Annotated in this window: 22 protein-coding genes; 15 read left to right on the top strand and 7 right to left on the bottom strand. The window is 57.1% G+C overall.

What is annotated here, in order from left to right:
• The first annotated feature begins 55 nt into the window (after positions 1–55).
• On the top strand, positions 56–676 hold the full coding sequence (gene rhtC, locus G7090_RS22575) for a threonine export protein RhtC (protein WP_166184705.1): 621 nt from the start codon (positions 56–58) through the stop codon (positions 674–676).
• On the opposite strand, the gene rhtB is transcribed toward rhtC, so the two are convergent.
• Positions 673–1293, bottom strand: coding sequence for a homoserine/homoserine lactone efflux protein (gene rhtB, locus G7090_RS22570; protein ID WP_106995919.1), 621 nt, complete (start codon positions 1291–1293; stop codon positions 673–675). The genes rhtC and rhtB overlap by 4 nt on opposite strands.
• A 109-nt stretch (positions 1294–1402) precedes the next feature.
• Between rhtB and pldB the strand changes: the two genes are divergently transcribed.
• From pldB to G7090_RS22555, 3 genes are all read left to right on the top strand, one after another.
• Positions 1403–2398, top strand: a complete 996-nt coding sequence (pldB, locus tag G7090_RS22565; protein WP_106995918.1) for a lysophospholipase L2 — start codon at positions 1403–1405, stop codon at positions 2396–2398.
• A gap of 25 nt (positions 2399–2423) precedes the next feature.
• Positions 2424–3224 carry a sugar/pyridoxal phosphate phosphatase YigL gene (gene yigL / locus G7090_RS22560; RefSeq protein WP_106995917.1) on the top strand — a complete coding sequence of 267 codons (801 nt, stop codon included), beginning with the start codon at positions 2424–2426 and terminating at the stop codon, positions 3222–3224.
• A gap of 82 nt (positions 3225–3306) precedes the next feature.
• Positions 3307–4206 (top strand): carboxylate/amino acid/amine transporter, encoded by a 900-nt coding sequence (locus G7090_RS22555; RefSeq protein WP_106995916.1) that lies wholly within the window; start codon positions 3307–3309, stop codon positions 4204–4206.
• Here G7090_RS22555 and metR read toward each other — a convergent pair.
• A complete protein-coding gene (gene metR / locus G7090_RS22550) occupies positions 4094–5047 on the bottom strand; it encodes an HTH-type transcriptional regulator MetR (RefSeq protein ID WP_106995915.1) in 954 nt (317 codons plus the stop codon). The genes G7090_RS22555 and metR overlap by 113 nt on opposite strands.
• A 117-nt stretch (positions 5048–5164) precedes the next feature.
• On the opposite strand from metR, the gene metE reads away from it, so the two are divergent.
• Complete coding sequence (metE, locus tag G7090_RS22545; protein ID WP_166184702.1) at positions 5165–7426, top strand: 5-methyltetrahydropteroyltriglutamate--homocysteine S-methyltransferase; 2262 nt, start codon at positions 5165–5167, stop codon at positions 7424–7426.
• A 48-nt stretch (positions 7427–7474) separates the two neighbouring features.
• On the opposite strand, the gene G7090_RS22540 is transcribed toward metE, so the two are convergent.
• From G7090_RS22540 to G7090_RS22525, 4 genes are all read right to left on the bottom strand, one after another.
• On the bottom strand, positions 7475–8311 hold the full coding sequence (locus tag G7090_RS22540; RefSeq protein WP_166184699.1) for a transcription antiterminator: 837 nt from the start codon (positions 8309–8311) through the stop codon (positions 7475–7477).
• A gap of 23 nt (positions 8312–8334) precedes the next feature.
• Positions 8335–9798: a glycoside hydrolase family 1 protein gene (locus G7090_RS22535; protein WP_166184695.1), complete on the bottom strand. Its 1464-nt coding sequence runs from the start codon at positions 9796–9798 to the stop codon at positions 8335–8337.
• On the bottom strand, positions 9798–11609 hold the full coding sequence (locus tag G7090_RS22530; RefSeq protein WP_166184692.1) for a beta-glucoside-specific PTS transporter subunit IIABC: 1812 nt from the start codon (positions 11607–11609) through the stop codon (positions 9798–9800). Before G7090_RS22530 ends, G7090_RS22535 begins: the two co-directional genes overlap by 1 nt.
• A 181-nt stretch (positions 11610–11790) precedes the next feature.
• Positions 11791–12597 (bottom strand): dienelactone hydrolase family protein, encoded by an 807-nt coding sequence (locus G7090_RS22525; RefSeq protein ID WP_106995910.1) that lies wholly within the window; start codon positions 12595–12597, stop codon positions 11791–11793.
• Positions 12598–12848: 251 nt separating this feature from the next.
• On the opposite strand from G7090_RS22525, the gene udp reads away from it, so the two are divergent.
• The 9 genes from udp to tatD all read left to right on the top strand — a co-directional run bounded on the left by udp (position 12849) and on the right by tatD (position 20711).
• Positions 12849–13610, top strand: coding sequence for a uridine phosphorylase (udp, locus tag G7090_RS22520; protein ID WP_106995909.1), 762 nt, complete (start codon positions 12849–12851; stop codon positions 13608–13610).
• A gap of 139 nt (positions 13611–13749) precedes the next feature.
• Positions 13750–15198 carry a DNA recombination protein RmuC gene (rmuC, locus tag G7090_RS22515; RefSeq protein ID WP_166184688.1) on the top strand — a complete coding sequence of 483 codons (1449 nt, stop codon included), beginning with the start codon at positions 13750–13752 and terminating at the stop codon, positions 15196–15198.
• A 66-nt stretch (positions 15199–15264) separates the two neighbouring features.
• The gene (gene ubiE, locus G7090_RS22510; RefSeq protein ID WP_032615102.1) at positions 15265–16020 is read left to right on the top strand and encodes a bifunctional demethylmenaquinone methyltransferase/2-methoxy-6-polyprenyl-1,4-benzoquinol methylase UbiE; all 756 of its coding nucleotides are present in this window, start codon (positions 15265–15267) and stop codon (positions 16018–16020) included.
• Between the two features lie 13 nt (positions 16021–16033).
• The gene (gene ubiJ / locus G7090_RS22505; protein WP_106995907.1) at positions 16034–16639 is read left to right on the top strand and encodes a ubiquinone biosynthesis protein UbiJ; all 606 of its coding nucleotides are present in this window, start codon (positions 16034–16036) and stop codon (positions 16637–16639) included.
• Positions 16636–18276, top strand: coding sequence for a ubiquinone biosynthesis regulatory protein kinase UbiB (gene ubiB, locus G7090_RS22500; protein ID WP_106995906.1), 1641 nt, complete (start codon positions 16636–16638; stop codon positions 18274–18276). Before ubiJ ends, ubiB begins: the two co-directional genes overlap by 4 nt.
• Before the next feature lie 76 nt (positions 18277–18352).
• On the top strand, positions 18353–18607 hold the full coding sequence (gene tatA / locus G7090_RS22495) for a Sec-independent protein translocase subunit TatA (protein ID WP_032615095.1): 255 nt from the start codon (positions 18353–18355) through the stop codon (positions 18605–18607).
• Positions 18608–18610: 3 nt separating this feature from the next.
• On the top strand, positions 18611–19123 hold the full coding sequence (gene tatB, locus G7090_RS22490) for a Sec-independent protein translocase protein TatB (RefSeq protein WP_166184685.1): 513 nt from the start codon (positions 18611–18613) through the stop codon (positions 19121–19123).
• A 2-nt stretch (positions 19124–19125) separates the two neighbouring features.
• Positions 19126–19887: a Sec-independent protein translocase subunit TatC gene (tatC, locus tag G7090_RS22485; RefSeq protein WP_166184682.1), complete on the top strand. Its 762-nt coding sequence runs from the start codon at positions 19126–19128 to the stop codon at positions 19885–19887.
• A gap of 41 nt (positions 19888–19928) precedes the next feature.
• Positions 19929–20711, top strand: a complete 783-nt coding sequence (tatD, locus tag G7090_RS22480) for a 3'-5' ssDNA/RNA exonuclease TatD (protein ID WP_166184679.1) — start codon at positions 19929–19931, stop codon at positions 20709–20711.
• On the opposite strand, the gene rfaH is transcribed toward tatD, so the two are convergent.
• On the bottom strand, positions 20708–21199 hold the full coding sequence (rfaH, locus tag G7090_RS22475; RefSeq protein WP_106995902.1) for a transcription/translation regulatory transformer protein RfaH: 492 nt from the start codon (positions 21197–21199) through the stop codon (positions 20708–20710). The genes tatD and rfaH overlap by 4 nt on opposite strands.
• Before the next feature lie 183 nt (positions 21200–21382).
• Between rfaH and ubiD the strand changes: the two genes are divergently transcribed.
• Positions 21383–22867: a 4-hydroxy-3-polyprenylbenzoate decarboxylase gene (gene ubiD, locus G7090_RS22470; RefSeq protein WP_106995901.1), complete on the top strand. Its 1485-nt coding sequence runs from the start codon at positions 21383–21385 to the stop codon at positions 22865–22867.
• Positions 22868–22871 lie beyond the last annotated feature (4 nt).

The raw sequence follows: 22871 nt of genomic DNA, 5'->3' as shown, positions 1-22871 counted from the left end.
TGGCAAAAAAGTGCCAGGATGATGACTCCCTGAACTATTTCCCCGCGAGTTAATTATGTTAACCCTGTTTCTGACCGTGGCGCTGGTGCACATCGTGGCGCTGATGAGCCCTGGCCCTGACTTTTTCTTTGTCTCCCAAACGGCGGTGAGTCGCTCCCGTAAAGAGGCGATGATGGGCGTGCTGGGCATTACCCTTGGCGTCATGGTCTGGGCAGCGCTGGCGCTACTGGGCCTGAATCTTATCCTCGATAAAATGGCCTGGCTGCACAACATCATCATGGTCGGCGGCGGTCTGTATCTATGCTGGATGGGCTATCAGATGCTGCGCGGGGCGTTTAAGAAAGATGACTCCGGGGCGTCTGAGCCAAAAATGGAGCTGGCGGCCAGCGGCCGTAGCTTTGTGAAAGGGCTGCTGACCAATCTTGCCAATCCAAAAGCGATTATCTATTTCGGCTCGGTATTCTCACTGTTCGTCGGCGAAGAGGTCGGGGCCGGAGCACGCTGGGGCATTTTCCTGCTGATCGTACTGGAAACCTTCGCCTGGTTTACGGTGGTGGCGAGCCTGTTTGCGCTTCCGTCGATGCGTCGCGGTTATCAACGTCTGGCGAAGTGGATTGACGGCGTTGCCGGCGCGTTATTCGCCGGCTTCGGTATTCACCTGATCCTGTCCCGTTAAGCGTGCCTGGCGGATGCCAGCAGCGCCCCCACCAGCATAAACAGCGAACCGAACACTTTATTCAGGGCCTTCATCTGACGAGGCCCTTTAATCCATGTCGCAATCCGCGTGGCCAGCGTCGCATAGCCAATCATCACAATAATATCGACCACAATGGTGGTCACGCCGAGCACTACGTACTGCATGATCTGCGGCTGATGCGGCACGATAAACTGTGGAAACAGGGCCGCCAGAAAGACGATGCTTTTCGGGTTGGTCAGGTTCACAAACACCGCGCGCTTAAACAGGCGACCCCGGCTCTGGGTTTGAGCAAGCGTATTCAGATCCAGTGCACCTGCGGCGCGCCACTGCTGGATGCCCAGCCAGATAAGGTAGGCCGCACCGGCCCATTTCAGTACCTCAAAGGCCAGCACCGAGCGGGAGAAGAGTGTGCCGAGCCCTATACCCACCAGCACGATGTGAATACCCAGCCCGGTCTGCAATCCGGCAATGGATGCGGCCGCGCCGCGATAGCCGTGGTTCATGGCGGTGGTCATGGTATTGATGGCCCCGGAGCCCGGCGAAAGGCTGAGGATAATGGATGTCAGCAGGTAAGCGAACCACCACTCGAAGGTCATTTGAAGCTCCCGAATCGTCTATTTTTATGCCACAATACGCTAATGTTGCGTCATTTTACGACCTGTCACGAAAAAACGATATTCCTTGGCTTACAGGGGCGTAAACCCGATGTTTGAGCAGAATAAGGACTGGGAAACGCGAGAAAAGGCTTTTGCTGCTTTCTCTATGGGGCCGCTAACTGATTTCTGGCGCCAGCGCGAGGAAGGCGGGTTCACAGGCGTCGATGATGTTCCTGTACGCTTTGTTCGTTTTCGGGCCGAGACCCACGATTCGGTGATTGTGATCTGCCCTGGCCGGATTGAAAGTTACGTTAAGTATGCCGAGCTGGCATACGATCTTTTCCGGCTGGGTTATGACGTGCTGATTATCGACCACCGCGGTCAGGGGCGTTCCGGGCGGATGTTGTCCGACACGCACCGCGGCCATGTGGGTCAGTTCAGCGATTACGTCGACGATTTTGCCGCCTTCTGGCAGCAGGAAGTGCAGCCCGGTCCGTGGCGAAAACGGTTTATCCTGGCGCACTCGATGGGCGGCGCAATCGCCACGCTGTTTTTACAGCGCCACCCGCAGCACCAGTGTGATGCTATTGCCCTGAGCGCGCCGATGTTTGGTATCGTCATGCGTTTCCCGGACTGGATGGTACGCCATATTCTCGACTGGGCTGAGGGCCATCAGCGCATTCGTGAAGGCTATGCCATCGGCACCGGCCGCTGGCGCGCGCTGCCCTTTGCCATTAACGTGTTAACCCACAGTCGGCAGCGTTATCGCCGCAACCTGCGCTTTTATGCTGATGAACCGCGTTTACGCGTCGGGGGGCCAACCTACCACTGGGTGCGTGAAGGCATTCTGGCAGGGGAAGAGGCCCTGGCGGGCGCCAGTCAGGACGACACGCCCACGCTTATCCTTCAGGCAGAAGAGGAGCGGGTCGTGGATAACCGCATGCACACCCGCTTTTGTGAACTGCGAGCCGCAGCCGGTCACCCTTGCGAAGGGGGTCAACCGCTGGTCATAAACGGCGCGTACCATGAGATCCTTTTCGAAAAGGACGCCATGCGCTCAGTCGCACTCCACGCCATCGTCGACTTTTTCGGCAGGCATAACTGATATTCACCAGAGGTTAAATTTTCCTATGTACCAGGTTGTCGCGTCTGATTTAGATGGCACGCTGCTCTCTCCCGACCACACTTTATCGCCTTACGCGAAAGAGACCTTAAAACTCCTGACTGCCCGTGGTGTGAATTTTGTCTTCGCCACCGGCCGCCACCACGTTGATGTGGGGCAGATCCGCGATAATCTGGAGATCAAATCCTACATGATCACCTCCAACGGTGCCCGCGTGCACGATCTGGACGGGAATCTGATCTTCACCCACAACCTCGATCGCGACATCGCCACCGATCTGTTCGCGATCATGCATAACAACCCGGATATCATCACCAACGTCTATCGCGATGATGAATGGTTTATGAACCGCCACCGTCCTGACGAGATGCGTTTCTTCAAAGAGGCGGTCTTCAACTACTCGCTGTATGAACCGGGCCTGCTGGAGCCGGAAGGCATCAGCAAAGTGTTCTTCACCACCGACAGCCATGAAGCGCTGCTGCCGCTGGAGCAGGCGATCAATGCGCGCTGGGGCGACCGGGTTAACGTCAGTTTCTCCACCCTGACCTGCCTGGAAGTGATGGCCGGCGGCGTCTCCAAGGGCCATGCTCTCGAAGCAGTGGCCAAACGTCTGGGCTTTAACCTGCAGGACTGCATCGCCTTTGGCGACGGCATGAACGACGCCGAAATGCTCTCCATGGCGGGTAAAGGCTGCATTATGGAAAACGCCCACCAGCGCCTGAAAGACCTGCACCCGGAGCTGGAAGTGATCGGCACCAACGGTGACAACGCGGTGCCAAAATACCTGCGGAAGCTGTTCCTTGAATAATCTTCATTTGGTTATTTAACGTTCAGTTGTCAACTGAAGAGTTCGCTACAATGCCTGTCCATCTTTCAGAGAGACAAGCATTGTGGCGCTACTCACCATCACCACTATCCTGTGGGCCTTCTCCTTTAGCCTGATCGGCGAATACCTTGCCGGGCAGGTCGACAGCTACTTCTCGGTGCTGATGCGCGTCGGGCTGGCAGCGCTGGTGTTCCTGCCGTTCCTGCGTACGCGCGGGCAAACGCTGAAAACCATTCTGCTCTATATGCTGGTGGGGGCGATGCAGCTTGGCATCATGTACCTGTTCAGCTTCCGGGCGTACGTCTACCTGTCGGTATCGGAATTCCTGCTCTTTACCGTCCTGACGCCGCTCTATATCACCCTGATTTACGATCTGCTGAGCAAGCGCCGCTTGCGCTGGGGCTATCTGCTGAGCGCGGCGCTGGCGGTGGCGGGTGCGGCAATTATTCGCTACGACAAAGTGAGCGATCACTTCTGGACCGGTCTGATGTTCGTCCAGCTCGCCAATATCAGCTTTGCGATCGGCATGGTGGGCTATAAACGCCTGATGGAAACCCGCCCGATGCCGCAGCACAACGCCTTTGCCTGGTTCTATATGGGGGCGGCGATCGTGGCGGTAGCAGCGTGGTTCATGCTGGGAAATCCACAGAAGCTGCCGACCACCACGCTGCAGTGGAGCGTGCTGATCTGGCTGGGCGTTGTAGCATCCGGGCTGGGTTACTTCATGTGGAACTACGGCGCCACACAGGTGGACGCCGGGACGCTGGGGATCATGAACAACGTCCACGTCCCTGCGGGCCTGCTGGTGAACCTCGCCATCTGGCAGGAACAACCGCACTGGCCGAGCTTTATTATTGGGGGGACGGTGATCCTGGCTTCACTGTGGGTACATCGCCGTTGGGTCGCTCCGCGCTCCGCACAAACGGCAGATGGTCGCAGGCGTGGTTCCGCGCTGAGCGAATAAAGGCCTCGGTAACCGGTTGACGCTGCTCGCCATCACGCACAGCAGAATACAGCCGGCTCCACAATCCCTCGCCCAGGGTCTTGGTCACCACCAGACCCTGGCGTTCAAAACTCTCCACCACCCAGTGCGGCAGCGCCGCAATGCCCATCCTGGCCGCTACCATCTGAATCAACAGCAGGGTGTTATCCACGCTTTTCAGCTGCGGGCTGATGCCTGCCGGCTGCAGGAAGTGACGCCAGATATCCAGACGACTGCGCTGAACCGGGTAGATCAGCAGCGTTTCCGTCGCCAGATCTTCCGGCGTGATGCGCGTTTTCGCGGCCAGAGGATGATCCGGAGCCAGCACCAGACGCACTTCAAAATCAAACATCGGGGAATAGTGCAGACCGCTGCGAGGTAGAATGTCCGAGGTCATCACCAGATCCAGCTCGCCCTGTATGAGGGACGGCTGTGGGTCGAAAGTCACGCCGGAGTTAAAGTCCATCTCCACCTGCGGCCACTTCTGACGGAAGTTCTCAAGCGCGGGGGTCAGCCACTGAATACAGCTGTGACACTCAATGGCGATGCGCAGTTTACTCTGCTGCGGCTCATGGCAGGCCTGCAGCGCGCTGGCGATCTGCGGCAGCACCTGATTGGCCAGCTGCAGCAGGATCTCCCCCTGCGGCGTAAAGCGTAGCGGCTGACTTTTACGCACAAACAGACGGAAGCCAAGGCGTTGTTCCAGATCGCTGAACTGGTGAGAAAGGGCGGATTGCGTCTGGTGCAGCGTGGCCGCTGCCGCCGCGAGAGAACCGCAGTTCCGCAACGCTTGTAGCGTTTTCAGGTGTTTTATCTCGATCATGAAAGTCCTTCACTTCGCCATGAGCAATTTGCGCTTGAGGAATATACAGTACCTTTACAATATGGAAGTGTAAACATCTGGACGGCTAAATCCTGAAAATTCCATAAGGGGCACATCATGACAATTCGCAACCACACCCTCGGTTTTCCACGCGTCGGCCTTCGTCGCGAACTGAAAAAAGCACAAGAGAGCTACTGGGCGGGCAACGCCACGCGTGACGAACTGCTGGCGGTGGGGCGCGAACTGCGCGCTCGTCACTGGGACCAGCAGAAGCAGGCAGGTGTGGATCTACTCCCGGTGGGCGATTTCGCCTGGTACGACCATGTTCTGACCACCAGCCTGCTGCTTGGCAACGTGCCGGCTCGTCATCAGAACAGCGATGGATCGGTGGATATCGACACCCTGTTCCGCATTGGCCGTGGCCGTGCGCCAACCGGTGAGCCCGCGGCGGCAGCGGAAATGACCAAATGGTTTAACACTAACTATCACTACATGGTGCCGGAGTTCGTCAAAGGCCAGCAGTTCAAACTGACCTGGACCCAGCTGCTGGATGAGGTGGACGAAGCGCAGGCGCTGGGCCACCCGATCAAACCTGTCCTGCTGGGCCCGGTGACGTATCTGTGGCTGGGCAAAGTGAAGGGCGAGCAGTTTGACCGCCTGAGCCTGCTGAATGAGATCCTGCCGGTGTACCAGCAGGTGCTGGGCGAGCTGGCAAAACGCGGCGTTGAGTGGGTGCAGATCGACGAACCAGCGCTGGTGCTGGAGCTGCCCCAGGCGTGGCTGGAGGCTTTCAAACCGGCGTATGACGCCCTCGCGGGCCAGGTGAAGCTGCTGCTGACCACCTATTTTGAAGGCGTCACGCCGAACCTCGACACCATCACCGCGCTGCCGGTGCAGGGCCTGCACGTGGACCTGGTCCACGGCAACGATGAGGTGGCGGAACTGCACAAACGCCTGCCGTCCGACTGGCTGCTCTCTGCCGGGCTGGTGAACGGGCGTAACGTCTGGCGCGCCGATCTCACTGAGAAATATGGACAGATCAAAAACATTGTCGGAAAACGCGAGCTGTGGGTGGCCTCATCCTGCTCCCTGCTGCACAGCCCCATCGACCTGAGCGTCGAAACCCGGTTGGATGCGGAAGTGAAGAGCTGGTTTGCCTTTGCCCTGCAAAAATGTGAAGAGCTGGCCCTACTGCGCGATGCGCTGAATAGTGGCGACACGGCGGCGATTACCGAATGGAGTGCCCCGATCCAGGCCCGTCGTCACTCGGCCCGCGTCCACAACCCGGCGGTGGAAAAACGTCTGGCGGCTATTACCGCCCGGGACAGCCAGCGTCAAAGCGCCTATGAGGTTCGGGCCGAAGCCCAGCGTGCGCGTTTTAACCTGCCTGCCTGGCCGACCACCACGATCGGCTCTTTCCCGCAGACTACCGAGATCCGCGGCCTGCGTCTGGACTTCAAAAAGGGCAACCTGGACGCAAATAACTACCGCACCGGCATCGCCGAACATATCAAACAGGCGATTGTGGAGCAGGAGCGTTTAGGTCTCGACGTGCTGGTCCACGGTGAAGCCGAGCGTAACGACATGGTGGAGTACTTCGGCGAGCACCTGGACGGGTTCGTCTTTACCCAGAACGGCTGGGTGCAGAGCTACGGCTCCCGCTGCGTGAAGCCGCCGGTAGTGATCGGTGACGTCAGCCGTCCGGAACCGATCACCGTGGAGTGGGCGAAGTACGCCCAGTCCCTGACTGACAAGCCGGTTAAAGGCATGCTGACTGGTCCGGTGACCATCCTCTGCTGGTCCTTCCCGCGTGAAGACTTGACCCGTGAAACCATTGCGAAGCAGATTGCCCTGGCGCTGCGGGATGAAGTGGCGGATCTGGAAGCGGCGGGCATTGGCATCATCCAGATCGACGAACCAGCCCTGCGTGAGGGCCTACCCCTGCGTCGCAGCGACTGGGATGCGTATCTTGCCTGGGGCGTGGAAGCTTTCCGTATCAACGCCGCTGTGGCGAAGGACGATACCCAGATCCACACCCATATGTGTTACTGCGAGTTTAACGACATTATGGATTCCATCGCGGCGCTGGATGCCGATGTGATCACCATCGAGACGTCACGTTCCGACATGGAACTGCTGGAGTCGTTTGAAGAGTTCGACTACCCGAACGAAATCGGGCCGGGGGTGTACGACATTCACTCCCCGAACGTCCCGAGCGTGGAGTGGATTGAAGCTCTGCTGCAAAAAGCGGCCCAGCGTATCCCGGCAGAACGCCTGTGGGTGAACCCGGACTGCGGTCTCAAAACCCGCGGCTGGCCGGAGACCCGCGCCGCGTTGGCGAATATGGTGAAGGCGGCGCAGAATTTGCGACAGGGTTGATTGTTACTCGAAACGTAGGCCCGGTAAGCGTTAGCGCCACCGGGCAATTTACGCCTGCCCGTCCATCAATCGACTAATATGAATGCTCAACCACGTCAGCTCATCCTTCGGTAGGGTGAGCTGATATTTATCCTGCACGTAGTCGCGGATCGCCCAGGAGACGGTCATTGCGTCCGGGCGGTGGCGCATCAGCTCCTGATAAAAATCTTCGGTCTCACTGAGGGCGATTTTCCCGGCCAGTACCCGCTCGGCAAAATAACGCAGATGGGTGATAAAGCGCATGTAGTTCACCGACTGCGTATCGATGGTCTTGCCCAGCTTGTAGCGCACGATATCGGCGATGCGGTTGACCAGTTCAACCTGCTGGTGGGCGGTGCTGTCGTCCTCCTGGCTGCTGGCGTTGATCAGATGAAAGGCGATATTTACCGCCTCGTCTTCAGGTAGCTCGACGTCAAACTTCTCATTGACCTGGGCGCGCGCCTGCAACCCCACGCTGTACTCCTGGGGGTAGTAGCGCTTCACTTCCCAGCTCAGCTTATTAAGGATCTTCTGCCCGCTCCGGCTGCGCTCCACTGCAAAGTGCAGATGTTCTGCAAGGGTAAAGAGCAATACGGAATTGAGCTTATCCCCGCACAGACTGCGCGCGAGGATAAGAATTTCATGGCTAATGTCGAAGAACGCCGCAGGAATAGTGTCCGTCAGGGATAAAAAATGGCGGGATTTGAGATCGCTCAGGGGCAAGAAGACCTTCTCCACCTGCGCCAGGTCGATGTGAGTGCCGGGTTTCGCGCCAAAGCCGATTCCCTTGCCGAACAGAATCATCTCCCGCTGGTCGTTGTCGACCAGCAGCATGCTGTTATTAAGCGACTTTTTTATCGTTATCACGGTTATTCCTGCGGCATGGCCGGTTAGCTCATGTCTGCGCCATTGCTGGCAATCACCTTTTTGTACCACCAGAAGGAGTCTTTTTTCAGGCGTTTCAGCGTGCCGTTGCCTTCATCATCCTGATCGACATAGATAAAGCCGTAGCGCTTGGACATTTGCGAGGTGCCCGCACTGATAATGTCGATGCATCCCCAGGTGGTGAATCCCATCACATCCACCCCTTCATTTATAGCTGCCAAAGTTTGCTCGAAGTGGGCGCGGAAATAGTCGATGCGGTAGCTGTCGTGGATCTCGCCGTTTTCCACCACATCCTTCGCGCCGAGGCCGTTCTCCACGATAAACAGTGGCTTCTGGTAGCGGTCGTACAGCTCCAGCAGAGAGATTTTCAGCCCGATGGGGTCAATCTGCCAGCCCCATTCGGAGGCCGGCAGGTACGGGTTTTTCACGCCGAGAACCGTATTTCCCGGGATGCGCTCGACGTCTGGCTGGGTCGATTCGGTCATCGACATGTAGTAGCTAAAGGAGACGAAGTCGACAGTATGATCCTTTAAAATGCGCTGATCGTCGGCCTGCATCGCGATCTGGATGTCCCGACGGGCCAGATCGCGCAGGATCAGCGGTGGATATTCGCCAAATACCTGCACATCGGCGTAGAAGTAGTTCTCCAGATTCTTCTTCAGCGTTGCTTCCACATCTTCCGGACGGCAGCTGTGGGGGTAGGTAGTGAGTTTGGTCAGCATGCACCCGACCTGGCTGCCCGGGATTTTGGCGTGGCAGTCGCGCGTCACCAGCGCCGAGGCGACAAACTGGTGATGCAGCCCCTGGTAGATATCCTGCTGCGCTTTGCCCGGCGCGCTTTTCTCTTCCCGGATGCCCGCCGTGGTAAACGGATGACGATGGATACTGTCGATCTCATTAAACGTCAGCCAGTAGCGGACCAGATCCTTGTAGCGGTCGAAACAGACGTTGCTGAAGCGCACGAAGGCATCCACCACGTTGCGGTGCACCCAGCCGTTATATTTTTCGCTCAGGGCCAGCGGCATTTCGTAGTGGGAGAGGGTCACCAGCGGCTCGATGTTATGGCGACGCAGCTCGCGGAACATCTCTTCATAAAACTGCAGACCCGCCTCGTTTGGCGTGGCGTCTTCACCGGTCGGGAAGATACGTGACCAGGCGATCGATACCCGCAGCACGGTATAGCCCATCTCAGCAAACAGGGCGATATCGTCCTTATAGTGATGATAAAAATCGATGCCGCGACGTTTCGGGTAGAGCGCGTCATTTTTACCTTCAAACGCGTCGCGAATGTTCTCGTCGGACAGCGCCATATGGCCGCTGTAATCCTTCAGGGACAGGTTGGGCTTCCAGGTGATGGCGTCAGCAACGGACGGCCCTTTGCCATCCACATTCCATGCCCCTTCGGCCTGATTGGCGGCTATAGCGCCACCCCATAAAAAACCTTGCGGAAACGGGAGGGATTTCTCCATTACACGGACTCCTTAAGCGTCATGATGATATGCGGGTCTGGATTCTTGTCGTCGGTATTACCTGGTGTCAGCGAAAAGCGTTCGCCGTTAGTGACCACCATCATCACCACTGGATCGAGCCCGGCGGCAGCAATGGTATCGAGTGAAAATTCAATCAGCGTGTCGCCGCTCTTCACGTGCTGGCCCTCTACTACCCGTGGGGAGAAGCCTTCGCCCTGCAGCCTGATGGTGTCGATGCCGATATGGAAAATCAGCTCGACGCCCGCGTCGGTGAGCAGGCTCAGCGCATGGCCGCTGTCAAACACGTTCACAATGGTTCCATCCGCCGGGGCCCGCAGCACGCCCTGGGAAGGAATAATCGCAATCCCGTCGCCCATGATTTTGCGGGAGAAAACGTCATCGTTAACCTTTTCAAGCGGGATGATCTGTCCCTCAACCGGGCGGGTGAAGCTCAGCGCGTCGGTGTTTTCAACCGCTTTATCGCGCCACAGCACGAAGGCACTGATAAAGGCCACGGCAAAGGATAATCCCGCCCCGGCGAAGGCCCAGACGATGTTCATGGCTTTATCCGGGGAGACAAACATTGAGATGCTGGCCAGGCCAGGGCCGACGAGGGCAAAGGCCTGAATCGCCATCCAGCCGATAAAGGCCCCGCCGACAATACTGCCGAGGATCACGCTGTAGAGCGCTTTTTTGTTCAGCAGGGTGACGCCATACAACGCCGGTTCGGTAATGCCGAACAGAGCCGAGATCCCGGCGGAGAAGGCGGTGGATTTCAGCACTTTATCTTTGCTTTTAAGCGCAATCGCCAGACAGGCGCCGGACTCGGCAATATTGTGCGCCAGCGACGCGGGCAGATAGAGCATTTCTCGCCCAAACTGGCTCATGGAGGCCACGGCGTAAGGCAGCATCGGCTTGTGCATCCCGGCGGCGACCATAAAGGGCAGGGCGGCGGCCAGCAGCGCGGTGGCGACAAAACCCAGCTTGCCGTAGAGCCACAAAATCACCGTTGCCAGGCCGGCACCCAGCTCGTAACCCAGCGGCCCCAGGATCAGCAGCGTGACGGGGACCGTCACCAGCAGAGAGAGCATCGGCGAGAGGAAAATGCGTAGCGCGCCAGGGGAATAGCGGTTGAACAGCTTCTCCGTCTGGGCGTAAAAGAGCACGCACAGAATGGCGGGGAAGACCTGCGAGGCGTAGGCCACGTTGCGCAGATCGAATGACATAAACGCCGTCCCGTCGGCCAGCTGTCTGGTCATCGCCGGCAGCACCATCACGGAAACCGCCGAGACGGCAACCAGCACGTTCACCTTGAGCTTCATCGCCGTGGTGATTGCCACCAGGATGGGCAGAAAGTAGAGCGGCGCAGAACCGATATTATCCAGGACTTTGTATGTCGAACTGTCCCGGCTGAGCCAGCCCATGACGTCCAGCAACAGCAGCAACGATTTCAGAACGCCGCCACCGGCAATAGCAGGTACCAGCGGCTGAAAAACGCTGATCACGAAATCAACAATCTGCGCGCCACGGCTGATTCTGGCAGGCGCATGTTGTCCGCCCGCCTGAGGTGAGCCCACCAGGGAGCGCACCGCCTCAAAGACCTGCACCACGTCGTGACCAATAATCACCTGGCACTGCACGTTCACGCGCACGCCCAGTACGCCGTCGACCTTTGCCAGCGCCGCTTCGTTGACCTTACCGTTGTCATAGAGGCTCAGCCGCAAGCGGGTGGAGCAGTGTCCGATATGTTCGATATTCTCAGCACCGCCAACCTGGGCGATGATCTCCAGCGCAGTTTGCAAATGGTTCATGTTCTGGTCCCTGTTTCCAGAGCAAAAAAAAAAGACCTGAACCCCCTCTCCGCTCGAAAACGGAGAGGGGGTTCAGGTCTTGCCTACGGATCGTAGTTACACGCCTGTGGGTTTTATATCGTCCAGATTGTGTTTAAAAGTCAAACAGTCACGTCACTTTGCGTAGCGAAATGTGAGCCGCTTAACCTTTTTTAGCGCCGTACTGCTGGAACCACGTCAGCATCCGCTGCCAGCCATCTTTGGCTGATTCCGCATGATAGCTCGGGCGATAATCGGCGTTGAAGGCGTGCCCGGCTCCCGGGTAAACCACAATCTCTGCCGTTGCGTTTGCCGCGCGTAGGGCATGGCGCATGGTCTCTACCGTATCCAGCGGGATCCCGGTATCCTCGGCGCCATACAGTCCCAGGACCGGCGCGCTCAAATCGGTCGCAATATCGACCGGATGCTTCGGTGAATTCAGCGTCTTTTCACCCACCAGCTTGCCATACCATGCCACGGCGGCTTTCAGCTGCGGGTTGTGCGCGGCATACAGCCAGCTGATACGCCCGCCCCAGCAGAAGCCGGTCGCCAGCAGACGGTGGGGATCGCCGCCATTACGCGCCGCCCAGTTGGCGACGTGGTCGAGATCGGCCAGCACCTGCGCGTCCGGCACTTTACTCACCAGATTGCTGAACAGAGTAGGAATATCGTTGTAATCGTTCGGATCGCCCTGACGGAAGTAGAGCTCAGGTGCCACGGCCAGATAGCCTTCCAGCGCCAGACGGCGGCAGATATCGCGAATGTGCTCATGCACGCCGAAAATTTCCTGAATCACAATGACGATCGGCAATGCCCCTTGCGCATTTTTGGGCCGGGCATGCCAGGCGGGCATGTTATCGCCCTGGGTCGGAATGGAGGTCTCCCCGGCAGTAATGGCTTCGTCGGGGGTAGTGACAACGGTTGAGGCTTGCAGGTCAGCAGCAGGTGCAAATCCAGATTTTCCAGTCATGGCATTCTCCGTACCAATTAGCGCAAAAGTAAATATAGTCCGCAGGTTAACAATCCACAGTGCCCGAAACAGGCTATCTTTTGTGCAACAGATAACGATATAACTCGTTAATGTGATGTTAATCACTATTTCATGGTAATTAACTGCAATCAATTTTATTCATGGTGATGCCCGTCACGAAAACAAGCCGGTTCCTTCGGTAAAGTACCGCTTTGCTTCTGCTGACAAACTGACCCACAGAGGAGTTTTCTATGTCTAAGTCTGATGTTTTTCATCTCGGCCTCACTAAAAACGATTTACAAGGGGCTACGCTCGCTATCGTCCCTGGCGACCCTGAGCGTGTGGAAAAGATCGCCGCGCTGATGGATAAGCCGGTTAAGCTGGCAGCCCATCGCGAATTCACGACCTGGCGGGCAGAGCTGGATGGCAAAGCGGTGATCGTCTGCTCTACCGGTATCGGTGGCCCGTCTACCTCGATTGCCGTTGAAGAGCTGGCGCAGCTGGGCATCCGTACTTTCCTGCGTATCGGGACTACCGGTGCAATCCAGCCGCACATCAACGTTGGCGACGTGCTGGTCACCACCGCGTCCGTTCGTCTGGACGGCGCGAGCCTGCACTTTGCCCCAATGGAGTTCCCGGCAGTAGCCGATTTCGAATGCACCACCGCGCTGGTGGAAGCCGCGAAATCCGTTGGCGCGACGACTCACGTTGGTGTGACCGCCTCCTCTGATACCTTCTACCCGGGCCAGGAGCGCTACGACACCTTCTCTGGTCGCGTAGTGAACCGCTTCAAAGGCTCGATGGAAGAGTGGCAGTCTATGGGCGTGATGAACTATGAAATGGAATCCGCCACGCTGCTGACCATGTGCGCAAGCCAGGGCCTGCGTGCCGGTATGGTTGCGGGTGTGATCGTTAACCGTACCCAGCAAGAGATCCCGAACGCCGAGACCATGAAGCAGACCGAAAGCCACGCGGTGAAAATCGTGGTAGAAGCGGCCCGCCGCCTGCTGTAATTTCCCCTTTTCTATGCCAAAGGCCGACCTGTTCGGCCTTTTTCTTTGCGTAGCGCCTCGCAGAAAACCCTTTTCAAACTGGACGTTTATACAGCACAATTCTATTTTGTGCGGGTCATACCTTGATGCAGGGGGCGTCGTGGATATTTCCATCCTTTTTTATGTCGTTATTGCGCTGGTCAGCGTAGGTGTGGGCTGGTTGTTCGCCAGCTATCAGCATGCGCAGCAGAAGGCCGATCAGCTTGCCGAACGTGAAGAGATGGTGGCCGATCTCAGTGCATTAAGACAGAACATCGTCCAGAGCGGGCACTGGCGCGACGAGTGCGAGCTGCTCAACAACGAGCTGCGCAATCTGCGGGATATCAACACCTCGCTGGAAGCCGACCTGCGCGAAGTGACCACCCGGCTGGAATCCACCCAGCTGCATGCGGAAGACAAAATCCGCCAGATGATGAACAGCGAACAGCGCCTGAGTGAGCAGTTCGAAAACCTCGCCAACCGCATCTTTGAGCAGAGCAACCGCCGCGTCGATGAACAAAACCGCCAGAGCCTGAGCGGCCTGCTGTCGCCCCTGCGCGAACAGCTGGACGGCTTTCGTCGCCAGGTGCAGGACAGCTTTGGTCAGGAGGCGCGGGAGCGCCATACGCTGGCCCATGAAATCCGTAACCTCCAGCAGCTGAATGCCCAGATGGCACAGGAGGCGATCAACCTCACCCGGGCGCTGAAAGGGGACAATAAAACCCAGGGCAACTGGGGAGAGGTGGTTTTGACCCGCGTGCTGGAGGCCTCTGGCCTGCGCGAGGGTCACGAATATCAAACCCAGGTCAGCATTGAAACCGAAAACCGCGCGCGAATGCAGCCTGACGTCATTGTCCGTCTTCCGCAGGAGAAGGACGTGGTTATCGACGCCAAAATGACCCTCGTGGCCTATGAGCGCTACTTCAATGCCGAAGACGACTACACCCGCGAGGCGGCGTTGCAGGAGCATATCGCCTCGGTGCGTAACCATATTCGTCTGCTGGGGCGTAAGGATTACCAGCAGCTGCCGGGCCTGCGTTCGCTTGACTATGTGCTAATGTTTATCCCGGTTGAGCCGGCCTTCTTACTGGCGCTGGATCGCCAGCCGGAGCTGATCTCCGAGGCGCTGAAAAACAACATTATGCTGGTCAGCCCTACCACGCTGCTGGTGGCGCTACGCACCATTGCGAATCTGTGGCGCTACGAGCATCAGAGCCGTAATGCCCAGCAGATTGCCGATCGCGCCAGCCGCCTGTACGACAAAATGCGCCTGTTCGTCGATGATATGACCTCGGTCGGGCAGAGCCTGGATCGCGCCCAGGATAACTACCGCCAGGCGATGAAAAAGCTGGCCTCCGGGCGCGGCAACCTGCTGGCTCAGGCCGAATCGTTCCGCGACCTTGGCGTGGAAGTAAAACGCGAGATTAATCCGGAATTGGTCGAGCAGGCTACCTCGCAAGATGAAGAATATCGGCTGCGCAGTGATGCTCCCGTTCAAAATACAAACAATACCTTAGCAGGCGCCCAGGCGTCGGCAGACCCCCTGGAGCGTTATTCCCGGGGTGGTTGAATCGTAGGGCAAATGCGCCCAATCTGTTACACTTCTCAAACATTTGACTGATAAGCAGGCTCTGAGATGGTTGAAGATTCACAAGACACAACGCACTTTGGCTTTCAGACTGTCGCTAAAGCGCAGAAAGCTGACATGGTGGCCCACGTATTCCATTCCGTGGCGGCGAAGTACGATGTAATGAATGACCTGATGTCATTCGGCATTCATCGCTTGTGGAAGCGCTTCACTATTGATTGTAGCGGCGTACGTCGTGGACAAACCGTGCTGGATCTGGCTGGCGGTACCGGCGACCTGACAGCGAAATTCTCGCGTCTGGTGGGCGAAACGGGCCGCGTTGTGCTGGCTGATATCAACGACTCCATGCTGAAAATGGGGCGTGAAAAACTGCGCAATATTGGCGTGGTCGGCAACGTTGAATATGTCCAGGCGAACGCTGAAGCGCTGCCTTTCCCGGATAACACTTTTGACTGCATCACCATCTCTTTCGGTCTGCGTAACGTCACCGACAAAGAGAAAGCGCTGCGTTCCATGTACCGTGTGCTGAAACCGGGTGGACGTCTGCTGGTGCTGGAGTTCTCCAAACCGATTATTGAGCCGCTGAGCAAAGCTTACGACGCCTATTCATTCCACATTCTGCCACGCATTGGCGAGATGGTTGCCAACGACGCTGACAGCTATCGCTACCTGGCCGAATCGATCCGTATGCACCCGAATCAGGACACCTTAAAAGCGATGATGCAGGATGCAGGCTTTGACAATGTTGACTACTTCAACATGACGGCAGGCGTTGTCGCGCTGCATCGCGGTTATAAGTTCTGAGTGGAGGTGGCGAATGCCGTTTAAACCCTTGATCACAGCCGGTGTGGAAAACGTACTCAATACCTTTCTGTACCGGTCTCCTGCGCTGAAAACGGCGCGTCAGCGTCTGAACGGCAAAGTGCTGCGGGTGGTATTAAAAGAGTTTTCGACCCCGCTGGTGCTGGTATTCAGCGAGCGTCAGCTCGACGTGCTCGGTGAGTGGGAAGGCGAGGCCGACTGCTCCGTCATCACCCATATGAGCACGCTGCCCAAACTGCGCGATCGCCAGCAACTCACTGCCCTGATCCGCAGCGGCGAGCTGGAGGTCGAAGGCGATATCCAGGTGGTACAAAACTTTGTCTCACTGGCCGATCTGGCCGAGTTCGACCCGGCAGAATTGCTGGCTCCCTGGACGGGCGATATTGCCGCTGAAGGGATCAGTAAAGTACTGCGCGGCGGCGCCTCGTTCCTGAAGAAGGGTTTTCAGCGCCAGCAGCGTTACGCCGGGGAAGTGCTTACTGAGGAGTGGCGCATGGCACCAGGTCCACTGGAAGCAGCATGGTTCGCAGAAGAGACCGCCGCGGTTGAGCGTGCGGTTGATGCACTGACAAAACGGCTTGAAAAACTGGAGGGCAAATGACGCCTGGTGAAATTCGGCGCCTCTACTTTATCATCCGCACCTTTTTGAGCTACGGGCTCGATGAGCTAATCCCCCGAATGCGCCTCACTATGCCGCTGCGCCTCTGGCGGCGAACGCTATTCTGGATGCCTAATCGCCATCAGGACAAGCTGCTCGGTGAGCGACTGCGTTTGGCGCTTCAGGAGCTGGGCCCGGTCTGGATCAAGTTCGGCCAGATGCTCTCCACCCGTCGTGACCTGTTCCCGCCCGCGATCGCCGATCAGTTGGCACTGCTGCAGGATAAAGTCGCCCCGTTCGACGGTAAGCTGGCAAAGCAGCAGATTGAAAAAGCGATGGGCGATCTCCCGGTTGAGACCTGGTTCGATGATTTTGACATCCAGCCGCTGGCCTCGGCCTCCATTGCTCAGGTTCACACCGCACGGCTGAAAGAGAACGGCAAAGAGGTGGTCATTAAGGTGATCCGCCCGGATATTCTGCCGATCATCCGCGCCGACATGAAACTCATCTACCGCCTGGCCCGCTGGGTGCCACGTCTGCTGCCGGATGGACGCCGTCTGCGTCCGATGGAAGTGGTGCGCGAGTATGAAAAAACGCTGATTGATGAGCTGAACCTGCTGCGTGAATCGGCGAATGCCATCCAGCTGCGCCGCAACTTTGAAAACAGCCCGATGCTGTATGTGCCGGAAGTCTATTCCGACTATTGCAGCCAGGACATGATGGTGATGGAGCGCATCTACGGGATCCCGGTCTCGGATGTCGCCACCCTGGAAAAGCAGGGCACCAACATGAAGCTGCTGGCCGAGCGTGGCGTGCAGGTCTTCTTCACCCAGGTGTTCCGCGACAGCTTCTTCCACGCCGACATGCACCCGGGCAATATCTTTGTCAGCTACGAGCATCCCGAAGATCCACAGTATATCGGCATCGACTGCGGTATCGTCGGCTCGCTGAACAAAGAAGATAAGCGCTATCTGGCCGAGAACTTTATCGCCTTCTTTAACCGCGATTACCGCAAAGTGGCCGAGCTGCACGTTGATTCCGGCTGGGTTCCGCTGGATACCAACGTTGAAGAGTTTGAGTTCGCCATTCGTACGGTCTGTGAGCCCATCTTCGAGAAGCCGCTGGCGGAGATCTCGTTCGGCCATGTGCTGCTGAACCTGTTCAATACCGCTCGTCGCTTCAATATGGAAGTGCAGCCGCAGTTAGTTTTACTTCAGAAAACATTACTTTACGTTGAAGGGGTGGGGAGACAGCTCTATCCTCAGTTAGACTTATGGAAAACGGCAAAACCTTTCCTTGAGTCGTGGATCAAAGACCAGGTGGGACTTCCCGCGCTGGTGCGCTCCCTGAAAGAGAAAGCCCCGTTCTGGATTGAAAAAATGCCCGAAATTCCGGAACTGGTGTACGACAGTTTGCGTCAGAGCAAAAACTTGCAACACAGCGTGGATAAAATTGCCCGCGAGTTGCAAACCAACCATGTACGTCAGGGGCAGTCCCGGTATCTGTTTGGCATTGGAGCAACACTGTTGTTAAGCGGCACGCTGCTGCTGATCAATCGTCCTGAGTGGGAGCTTATGCCTGCCTGGTTGATGGCGGGTGGCGTGGTTGTCTGGATAGCCGGATGGCGCAGAACGCGCTGAATTGCGTCGCACTAGCAGGGCCGCATAACGTATAATGCGGCCTGTTTAATTAATCATCGCTAACTGGGGAAGATGTATGGGTGGTATCAGTATCTGGCAATTGTTGATCATTGCCGTCATCGTCGTGCTGCTGTTCGGTACCAAAAAACTCGGTTCTATCGGTTCCGATCTCGGTGCGTCCATCAAAGGCTTCAAGAAAGCGATCAAAGATGATGACGAGAAGCAGGACAAATCCAGCCAGGATGCGGATTTCACTGCTAAATCCATCGCTGATAAACAAGACGACGCCAAAAAGGAAAATGCTAAACGCCACGATAACGAGCAGGTGTAATTCGTGTTCGATATCGGTTTTAGTGAACTGCTGCTGGTCTTCGTAATTGGCCTCATTGTCCTGGGGCCACAACGTCTGCCTGTGGCGGTAAAAACGGTTGCAGGCTGGGTGCGTGCGCTACGATCGCTGGCGACAACGGTGCAAAATGAGCTGGCGCAAGAGCTTAAGCTGCAGGAGTTTCAGGACAGCCTGAAAAAAGTTGAAAAGGCGAGCCTGGATAACCTGACGCCGGAACTGAAAGCCTCGATGGACGAACTGCGTGAAGCGGCGGAATCCATGAAGCGCTCCTACAGCGTCAACGATCCGGAAAAAGCGAGCGACGAAGCCAATACCATTCGCAACCCGCTGGTAAAAGATAACGAAGCGCAGCATGAAGGCGTGACGCCTGCCACTGCTGAGCATCAGGCTACCGCGCCCGAACAGGCGCCAGCCGAGCCGGTGATCCCCAAACAAGAAACGACGAAAAAGCCTGCACCTGCGGCTGCCGCGTCCCCCTCGTCGAGTGATAAAGCGTAAACATGGCAGTAGATGAAACTCAACCGCTGATTACGCACCTGATCGAGCTGCGTAAACGCCTGCTGAACTGCATTATTGCGGTTTTGCTCATTTTTTTATGCCTGGTCTATTTTGCCAACGACATCTATCAGGTGGTCTCTGCCCCCCTGATTAAACAGATGCCGCTCGGGGCAACCATGATCGCCACCGACGTGGCATCGCCCTTCTTTACGCCGATCAAGCTGACTTTCTGGGTCTCGCTGATTGCCTCAGCGCCGGTGATCCTCTACCAGGTCTGGGCCTTTATTGCCCCCGCGCTGTATAAGCATGAACGCCGCCTGGTGATCCCGCTGCTGGTGTCCAGCTCGCTGCTGTTTTATATCGGTATGGCCTTTGCCTACTTTGTGGTCTTCCCGCTGGCCTTTGGCTTCCTGGCAAATACCGCGCCGGTAGGGGTCCAGGTTTCCACCGATATTGCCAGTTATCTGAGCTTCGTGATGGCGCTGTTTATGGCCTTCGGCGTGGCATTTGAGGTACCGGTTGCCATCGTGCTGCTCTGCTGGATGGGGATCACCACCCCGGAGGAATTACGCAAAAAACGGCCATACATTCTGGTGGGCGCGTTTGTGGTGGGCATGCTGTTAACACCGCCGGATGTCTTCTCGCAAACCCTGCTGGCGATCCCGATGTATTGCCTGTTTGAAGTCGGCGTCTTCTTCGCGCGCTTCTATACCGGCAAGCGACGTGAAGATCACGACGAAGAGTCCGAAGGGACAGAAGAGTAACCCCAACCGCCCGCCAGGGCGGTTGTCATATGGGAGCCAGTATGTTTGATATCGGTCTGAACCTGACCAGCCCGCAGTTTGCCCAGGATCGTGACGAGGTGGTGGCCAGAGCCGTCGCCGCCGGGGTTAACGGCTTACTGCTGACGGGCACCAACCTGCACGAAAGCGAGCAGGCGCGGCAGCTGGCGCAGCGCTATGACCGCTGTTGGTCAACGGCGGGCGTCCATCCGCACGACAGCAGCCAGTGGACGGCGCAGAGTGCCGACACGCTCCGGGCCTTAGCCGCCTCCCCTGAAGTGGTAGCGATCGGCGAGTGTGGTCTCGACTTTAATCGCAACTTCTCCACCCCCGCCGAACAGGAATATGCCTTTAGCGCCCAACTGGCGTTAGCGGCGGAGCTGGGCATGCCGGTATTTATGCACTGCCGTGATGCTCACGAACGGTTTCTGGCATTGCTGGAACCCTGGCTGGATAAACTCCCTGGCGCGGTGCTGCACTGTTTTACCGGCACGCGGCAGGAGGCAATAGCCTGTCTGGATCGTGGTTTGTATCTGGGGATCACCGGCTGGGTCTGCGATGAACGACGTGGGCTGGAACTGCGCGAGCTGCTGCCGGTTATTCCTGCCGATCGACTGCTAGTGGAGACCGATGCACCTTATCTGCTGCCGCGCGATCTCCGTCCAAAACCGGCATCGCGACGCAATGAACCGGCGCATCTGGGTCATATTATTGAGCGGGTCGCCCACTGGCGCGGCGAAGAGGCGCAGTGGCTGGCAGCGCAGACGGATGACAACGTGCGTCGTCTGTTTGGCGTCGAATTTTAAACTTTGCGGAAGCTGGTATTTTTGACGCTCTGCTTCACTTCTTTATTCAGTAAGTTCAGCAGCAGCATGGAGCGGGCTTCCCCGTCCGGCTCAGCGAAAATGGCCACCAGTCCTTCAAAGGCCCCTTCGGTGATCACTACATCGTCGCCGGAGAAGGGGGTGTCGGGATCGGTAATGCCTTCGGGCTGTTTGTAGACCGAGAGCTGGTGGATCACGGAAGAGGGCACCGTAGCCGGGTGCGCGCCAAAGCGCACAAAGTGGCTGACACCGCGCGTCGCATTGATGGTGGTGGTGTGGATCACTTCGGGGTCGAATTCAACAAACAGGTAGTTAGGGAACAGTGGTTCACTGACGGTGGTGCGTTTACCACGGACCATTTTTTCCAGCGTGATCGCAGGCGTCAGACAGTTCACCGCCTGGCGTTCCAGATGTTCCTGAGCACGTTGAAGTTGCCCACGCTTGCAATACAGTAAATACCAGGCCTGCATAATGACTCTTTTCCGCTTGTTATGCCGGCAAGCATATCAAAACCCTGGCGGGATCGCTAAGCTGATTATAATGGCCGTACGCAGAAGAAGCCGTGAATCTTCACGCTTATTTAACAAAAATACAGCATCAGGCAGTCTTACGCCGTATAATGAAACGCTTACAGAGAGAGCTTGACTAACTGCATGAAATACAACGATCTACGCGACTTCCTGGAACTGCTGGAAAAGCAGGGCGAACTCAAACGCATCACCCTTCCTGTCGATCCTTATCTGGAGATGACAGAAATTGCCGACCGCACACTCCGTGCGGGTGGGCCAGCGCTCCTGTTTGAAAATCCGAAAGGCTACACCATGCCGGTGCTCTGCAACCTGTTTGGCACACCAAAACGTGTGGCGATGGGAATGGGGCAGGAGGATGTCAGCGCGTTGCGTGAAGTGGGTAAGCTGCTGGCCTTTTTAAAAGAGCCTGAGCCACCTAAAGGCTTTCGCGATCTCTTCGATAAGCTGCCGCAGTTTAAGCAAGTCCTGAACATGCCGACCAAACGTCTGCGCGGCGCACCCTGCCAGCAGAAAATCGTGGAAGGCGACGCGGTCGATCTGACGCGTATCCCGATCATGCAGTGCTGGCCTGAAGACGCGGCCCCGTTGATCACCTGGGGTCTGACCGTCACGCGCGGTCCGCATAAAGAGCGGCAGAATCTCGGCATCTATCGTCAGCAGCTGATTGGTAAGAATAAATTGATTATGCGCTGGCTGTCGCATCGCGGCGGCGCGCTTGATTTCCAGGAGTGGTGCGCGGCCCATCCGGGCGAACGCTTCCCGGTCGCCGTGGCGCTGGGCGCCGATCCGGCCACCATTCTCGGTGCGGTCACCCCGGTGCCAGACACCCTGTCGGAATACGCCTTTGCCGGGCTGCTGCGCGGCACCAAAACCGAAGTAGTGAAGTGCGTATCGAACGATCTGGAAGTGCCCGCCAGCGCTGAAATCGTACTCGAAGGCTATATCGAGGCGGGTGAGATGGCCCCGGAAGGGCCCTATGGCGACCACACCGGCTATTACAACGAAATCGACAGCTTCCCGGTGTTTACCGTGACGCACATTACCCAGCGTGAAGATGCCATTTACCACTCCACCTACACGGGCCGTCCGCCGGATGAACCTGCGGTGCTCGGCGTGGCGCTGAACGAAGTGTTTGTGCCGATCCTGCAAAAGCAGTTCCCGGAAATCGTTGATTTCTATCTGCCGCCGGAAGGTTGCTCCTATCGCCTGGCGGTGGTAACCATTAAGAAGCAGTATGCGGGTCACGCTAAACGGGTGATGATGGGCGTATGGTCTTTCCTGCGCCAGTTTATGTATACCAAATTTGTGATCGTTTGCGATGATGACGTCAACGCCCGTGACTGGAATGACGTGATCTGGGCCATTACCACCCGTATGGATCCGGCACGCGATACCGTGTTAGTTGAAAACACGCCCATTGATTATCTGGATTTTGCCTCGCCGGTTTCCGGTCTTGGCTCAAAAATGGGACTGGATGCCACCAATAAATGGCCCGGCGAAACCCAACGTGAATGGGGTCGTCCGATCAAAAAGGATCCTGAGGTGACTGCGCGAATTGACGCGATCTGGGATGAACTGGCCATAATGAATAACGGTAAAGACGCCTGAATGC

This window comes from Leclercia sp. 29361 (assembly GCF_011290365.1).
Lineage (GTDB): Bacteria > Pseudomonadota > Gammaproteobacteria > Enterobacterales > Enterobacteriaceae > Enterobacter > Enterobacter tamurae.
This window is presented reverse-complemented; position numbering and strand designations above follow the sequence as displayed.

Bases quoted from the DNA above. Each gene is read 5' to 3' on its own strand.
- metR (WP_106995915.1), bottom strand. From the start codon at position 5,047: ATGATCGAGATAAAACACCTGAAAACGCTACAAGCGTTGCGGAACTGC.
- ubiE (WP_032615102.1), top strand. From the start codon at position 15,265: ATGGTTGAAGATTCACAAGACACAACGCACTTTGGCTTTCAGACTGTC.
- rhtC (WP_166184705.1), top strand. From the start codon at position 56: ATGTTAACCCTGTTTCTGACCGTGGCGCTGGTGCACATCGTGGCGCTG.
- ubiD (WP_106995901.1), top strand. From the start codon at position 21,383: ATGAAATACAACGATCTACGCGACTTCCTGGAACTGCTGGAAAAGCAG.
- G7090_RS22530 (WP_166184692.1), bottom strand. From the start codon at position 11,609: ATGAACCATTTGCAAACTGCGCTGGAGATCATCGCCCAGGTTGGCGGT.
- tatA (WP_032615095.1), top strand. From the start codon at position 18,353: ATGGGTGGTATCAGTATCTGGCAATTGTTGATCATTGCCGTCATCGTC.
- metE (WP_166184702.1), top strand. From the start codon at position 5,165: ATGACAATTCGCAACCACACCCTCGGTTTTCCACGCGTCGGCCTTCGT.
- G7090_RS22525 (WP_106995910.1), bottom strand. From the start codon at position 12,597: ATGACTGGAAAATCTGGATTTGCACCTGCTGCTGACCTGCAAGCCTCA.
- tatC (WP_166184682.1), top strand. From the start codon at position 19,126: ATGGCAGTAGATGAAACTCAACCGCTGATTACGCACCTGATCGAGCTG.
- pldB (WP_106995918.1), top strand. From the start codon at position 1,403: ATGTTTGAGCAGAATAAGGACTGGGAAACGCGAGAAAAGGCTTTTGCT.
- rhtB (WP_106995919.1), bottom strand. From the start codon at position 1,293: ATGACCTTCGAGTGGTGGTTCGCTTACCTGCTGACATCCATTATCCTC.
- ubiB (WP_106995906.1), top strand. From the start codon at position 16,636: ATGACGCCTGGTGAAATTCGGCGCCTCTACTTTATCATCCGCACCTTT.
- udp (WP_106995909.1), top strand. From the start codon at position 12,849: ATGTCTAAGTCTGATGTTTTTCATCTCGGCCTCACTAAAAACGATTTA.
- ubiJ (WP_106995907.1), top strand. From the start codon at position 16,034: ATGCCGTTTAAACCCTTGATCACAGCCGGTGTGGAAAACGTACTCAAT.
- G7090_RS22535 (WP_166184695.1), bottom strand. From the start codon at position 9,798: ATGGAGAAATCCCTCCCGTTTCCGCAAGGTTTTTTATGGGGTGGCGCT.
- tatD (WP_166184679.1), top strand. From the start codon at position 19,929: ATGTTTGATATCGGTCTGAACCTGACCAGCCCGCAGTTTGCCCAGGAT.
- yigL (WP_106995917.1), top strand. From the start codon at position 2,424: ATGTACCAGGTTGTCGCGTCTGATTTAGATGGCACGCTGCTCTCTCCC.
- rfaH (WP_106995902.1), bottom strand. From the start codon at position 21,199: ATGCAGGCCTGGTATTTACTGTATTGCAAGCGTGGGCAACTTCAACGT.